Below are 4075 nucleotides of genomic sequence, written 5' to 3'. Positions count from 1 at the left end.
TGCGCCGACGGTAGCAGCCTCCGCGGCGACTTTCCGCACCGGCCGCGCGGCGACTGCGATTCGGCCCGCGCGCCTTGCTCTGCCGCCGTCGTCGCGCCGCTGGTTCCACGTCGAGCTCATCGCCGTGACCGCGGCCGGCAGCCCCGGCGCCCGCTACGGCGGCTGCCGTCACGGACACGCCACCGGCGATGCCTGCGCGCGGCGTGTCCGCGACGGCGGCGTGGACTCGCTCGCGCCGACAACGTCCGTGCCCGCGACGGGAGGGCCCTCCGCCAGCCCGATCAAGACGAGCCTGGTAACTTCATCGCGTGAGGCAACGGGACCGGCAAGAGTAATTGTCGCCGATCACCCACTCGAGGTACATCAGGCGCTCACCGTAGAGCACCTCGTTGATCATCCGCGCGGGCACGAGCGCGGGAACGTCCGGCGACATCGACGACATGGATCCATCATGCGGCGGCCGTGTCTCATACGCGTGAGACAGGTCGTAGCCGCCGCAACGCCAGCGTGCGACCGATCGCACGCGTGCCGTGCTGCTGTCGCACCAGGTCAGTCGGGTTCGATCACGAGACGCACGCCGTCCCACACCTGCGACAGCCGCCGCCGCGTCAGCGTGCCGAGTCGTCCCACGATGTCGTCGCGATCGACCGTGGCAATCTGGGTCACGTTGACGACCGACGCCTTGGGCAACCCCGCCTCGCCGCGCCGAAGCCGCACGTTGCCGGGCACGGCGGCGAGCCTCATGTTCGACGTCACGATCGCCACGACCGCCGTGTTGATCGCGGTCTGGTTGAAGCGATCGTGCTGCAGCACGACAGCCGGCCGTTGCCTGCCCGGTTCCGAGCCGCGCGGCGCCGGCAGGGTGATCCAGACGACGTCACCCTGCCGGATCACCACTCGGCTTCCGAGGCCCGAACGGCGCGCGAGGCCGCACGTGCGGTGTCACGCTGCTCGCGCGCGACCTCCGGGTCGGCGAACACCGCGTTGACTCGACGCCGAATCTCCGCATCCGACCGCGCCGAGGCGACCCGCCGCAACACGTCGGAGATGAAACGACTGCGCGGCACACCGAGCTGCGCCGCGGCCCGATCGACCTGAGCCAGCACGTCCTCAGGAACGGAGATGGCGATCTTCTTTACGGCCATGGGTATTCTGGTACCAGAATACCGGGTGACGGGCAAGCGGACCTCCGCCAGGCGCGCCGACCCGGATCCGCGCCCGGTAGTCCGGCAGAGCGCTCTCCTGCTCCGTTGCCGGGGCCGAGCGCACTTCGGCCGCCGTTCCGCCCCGTGTCCGGTCCGTGGCCCGACCCTGCGGCGACATGCAGCCGCCAACAGCCGCCAAAAGGAAAAGCGCCCGCGCCGCCTGCTGCTGTTCCTGCATCGCTCGCCGGCAAGAATAGTTGACGCCAAACAGTCTCGCCGGCGAGCAGGCCGTGGCGCGCGCTCTTGGGGTACTTGTGGTGGCCGTTGTGTTGGCTCTCGCCGTAGGTGAGCCACGCCAGGCCCTGGACGTTGCGCGAGTCGTCTTTGGACTCGTGCGGCGCCGTGCCGAAGCCCGGCAGGTGACACACCGGAGTGCCCGCACCCGGGTTGATTCGAGCCGCGGCCGATGAATCGCCTCGCCGAGGCGGCCGGCGCGGGATCGGGCGCTGCGCGTGGCGGTGCTGGGGTCTACACAGAACTCGCCACGTGATCTTGACATCCTCGTTGCGGTAATGCTATTGAGCCGCCATGCGCCAATCAGTCCCCCAACCCGTACAATTTCGTCTTCTCTGTTCTTGTCTGTCGTCGCCGTCGGAGCGTTGCTGCTGAGTACAGGCTCTACGGCGCGCGCGCGCTGACGACGGCGGCAGCGTGCCTGCCAAGGGAACCGTGGTCGGCAGCTGTGAGGGGGGCGACCTGGTGGCTGATGGCAAAGGCGGTACGGACTGTGTCTGTAAGTGTGGTAGCGTGAGCTGTCATGAGCCCGACGGGGAGGGCGGCTGCGTACTGACCGACGACCCGCCGCCTGGCGGTGGCGGTGGCGGTCACGGTGGCGGTGGCGGCGGCGGCGGTGGCGGCACGCCGAACCCCAAGTGTCCGAGCGGTGTGCCGTTCGGTGATTTGAGCGAGAGCAAGTGCGCCGCCTGCGGTGGACACTGGGTCGAGCCTGGGTTCTGGAACTGTCTCAGCGGTACCGTAGCGGGGGCGATCGAAGCCGGTATCGGTGCCGTCGGCGTTGCCACTCCGGAACCCGCGACCGGTCTCCTCGGGGTCATCGCGATTGCGGACGGCTGGGATAGGGCAAACACCGCGTGCAACGGGAAATGCGTACCGGCGACGCCATGATCCACCCCGTGAGTCGATGGTCGCGGAGACGGGCGGTTGCCGTCGTGGTTGCGGCGGCCTTCATGGCCCTTGCTTATGGGTGGTGGCGCGCGGCTTCAGTTCGCAAGCCGGCCGCCTCGTCGGGAATTCGGGATACCCATGCAGCACGCGAATCCGGTGTTGCGTCGTCGCCGACGCGTGCCACCGCGACCTCGTCGTCGGTGGAAGGCGTCTGGCGGACGGACGCAACCGAGGTTGGGGACGACTGCCATCCGGCCATTGGCGGCGAGACCGATGAGCCAGCCGCCACATTCAGCGGGGCGCGGCTCAAGAACATCGGTGATGCCGTAAACCCGGCGGAAGCAATCGCGATGACGCCACAGGAAACGGAGAAGTTGCTGTCCCTTGCTCGCAGCTACGTGCGACACGTTCGATCTCTCGACGAACAAGAAATGCGCGGAGCCATTACGACGCAGCAACACGAGACGGCGGTCGCCGCCGCATACCAGTGGCTCAACAATCAGGTGATCGAAACCTTGGGGCCCGAGCGAGCTCAGATATATGGGGAGCTTGCGGCAGAGTGGGTTCCGGCGGCGCAAGAAAAGATTCGCGCGGGCGACCTCGACGATGTGCTCGAGGTTGTCGATGAGCAGCAGTTCCAATCCATGCTAGGTATTGCTCGGGAAGCGCGGTTTGCCGACGTGCTGGAACAACGGGATCACGCGGACCAAAGCCGGGGTGCAAACGAGACCCAAGCGAGTCGGAATGAATGAGGCAAGACGTTCCCGCTCGGACGTTTGCGCCGCAGTAGATTGCGGATTGACCGCAGGCTGCGCAATGAGCACGATGACGGCTGACCACCGACACAGGCGAGGCACACGTGGCAGATCACGGGACTGACTACTTGGTTCCCCGCGGCAATCCAGGGACGGCCAAGCCGATTGCCGCCATCGAGTTGGGTGCGCTCGTCGCGGCAGTGTTGACGTTGGTGTTCGGCGCCGAAACCGCCACGGCCCGCCCCGGCATCCCACTCGCGATCTCGGCCGCAGTGGCGGCGGCGGCAGCCGGCCACAGGTCGGATGAAGCTGCGTGCAGGAGGCTATGGGTCGCCGCGTCGGCGGCGTGGCTGGCGGTTGTTGTCATGGTGCTCGACCTGCTGACCGCCTGAGTCGCTCCGGCGGCGCGGCGCGCACACCGTGGTCGTCGCCGCGATGGATGTCGGTCCGGCGGCCCGGGCAGTCCGCAGCGGCGTTGATCGGACCGGCAGCCAATCAGTCGCGTTGGCATCAGGCCCTACCAAGAAACAAACGGGCGGAGGCGTTCCGGGTCGAATGACTATGCCGTCTTGCGGATGTCGAGTTCATGACCGAGCATCCCGGATGCGGCGCGCGAGGCGCTGAGCGACGCGCGCCTCGTCGCGACGGACAACGTCGTCTCGGCTGAGGTCGCGATCGACCGTCGAGGCACGGAAGATGCGATAGGCGGCGGTGGGGACGGAGGCGGCAACGGCCATCGCCGCCTTCTTCGGTCCCCGGCGGCTCTCGATGCGCAGGCACTGGGCTCGCAGAACGGCCGCCCGTGGCCTGCGGGACCGGTCGTGGGCCGCTGCGCGGCGTGCAGACGCGGACGCTGTAGGCAATCGAGCGGCGGGCCGGGCCGGCGGTCACCGCGCCGCGTCGCGCTGGGCCGGCGGTCACCGCTCCGCGGCGCGCCGGGCCGGCGGTCACCGCTCCGCGTCGGCGGCGCGCAGGCGGTCGCCCCTCCGC

The 4075-nt window shown here is 68.7% G+C and carries 4 protein-coding genes; 2 read left to right on the top strand and 2 right to left on the bottom strand.

From position 1 onward, the window contains the following. Window positions 1-549 precede the first annotated feature (549 nt). On the bottom strand, window positions 550-897 hold the full coding sequence (locus tag D6689_19805) for a type II toxin-antitoxin system PemK/MazF family toxin (GenBank protein RMH38347.1): 348 nt from the start codon (window positions 895-897) through the stop codon (window positions 550-552). Then, window positions 891-1145 carry a hypothetical protein gene (locus tag D6689_19800; protein RMH38346.1) on the bottom strand — a complete coding sequence of 85 codons (255 nt, stop codon included), beginning with the start codon at window positions 1143-1145 and terminating at the stop codon, window positions 891-893. Before D6689_19800 ends, D6689_19805 begins: the two co-directional genes overlap by 7 nt. Before the next feature lie 1616 nt (window positions 1146-2761). Between D6689_19800 and D6689_19795 the strand changes: the two genes are divergently transcribed. Further along, window positions 2762-3082 carry a hypothetical protein gene (locus D6689_19795; protein ID RMH38345.1) on the top strand — a complete coding sequence of 107 codons (321 nt, stop codon included), beginning with the start codon at window positions 2762-2764 and terminating at the stop codon, window positions 3080-3082. A 107-nt stretch (window positions 3083-3189) separates the two neighbouring features. Next, entirely contained in the window at window positions 3190-3477 is a 288-nt protein-coding gene (locus D6689_19790; GenBank protein ID RMH38344.1) for a hypothetical protein, read from the top strand. Window positions 3478-4075 lie beyond the last annotated feature (598 nt).

This window comes from Deltaproteobacteria bacterium (assembly GCA_003696105.1).
Taxonomy (GTDB): Bacteria; Myxococcota_A; Polyangia; order Haliangiales; family J016; genus J016.
This window is presented reverse-complemented; position numbering and strand designations above follow the sequence as displayed.

What these genes read in the sequence shown, in the direction of transcription:
- D6689_19800 (RMH38346.1), bottom strand. Translation starts at nt 1,145, where the DNA reads ATGGCCGTAAAGAAGATCGCCATCTCCGTTCCTGAGGACGTGCTGGCT.
- D6689_19795 (RMH38345.1), top strand. Translation starts at nt 2,762, where the DNA reads ATGCGCGGAGCCATTACGACGCAGCAACACGAGACGGCGGTCGCCGCC.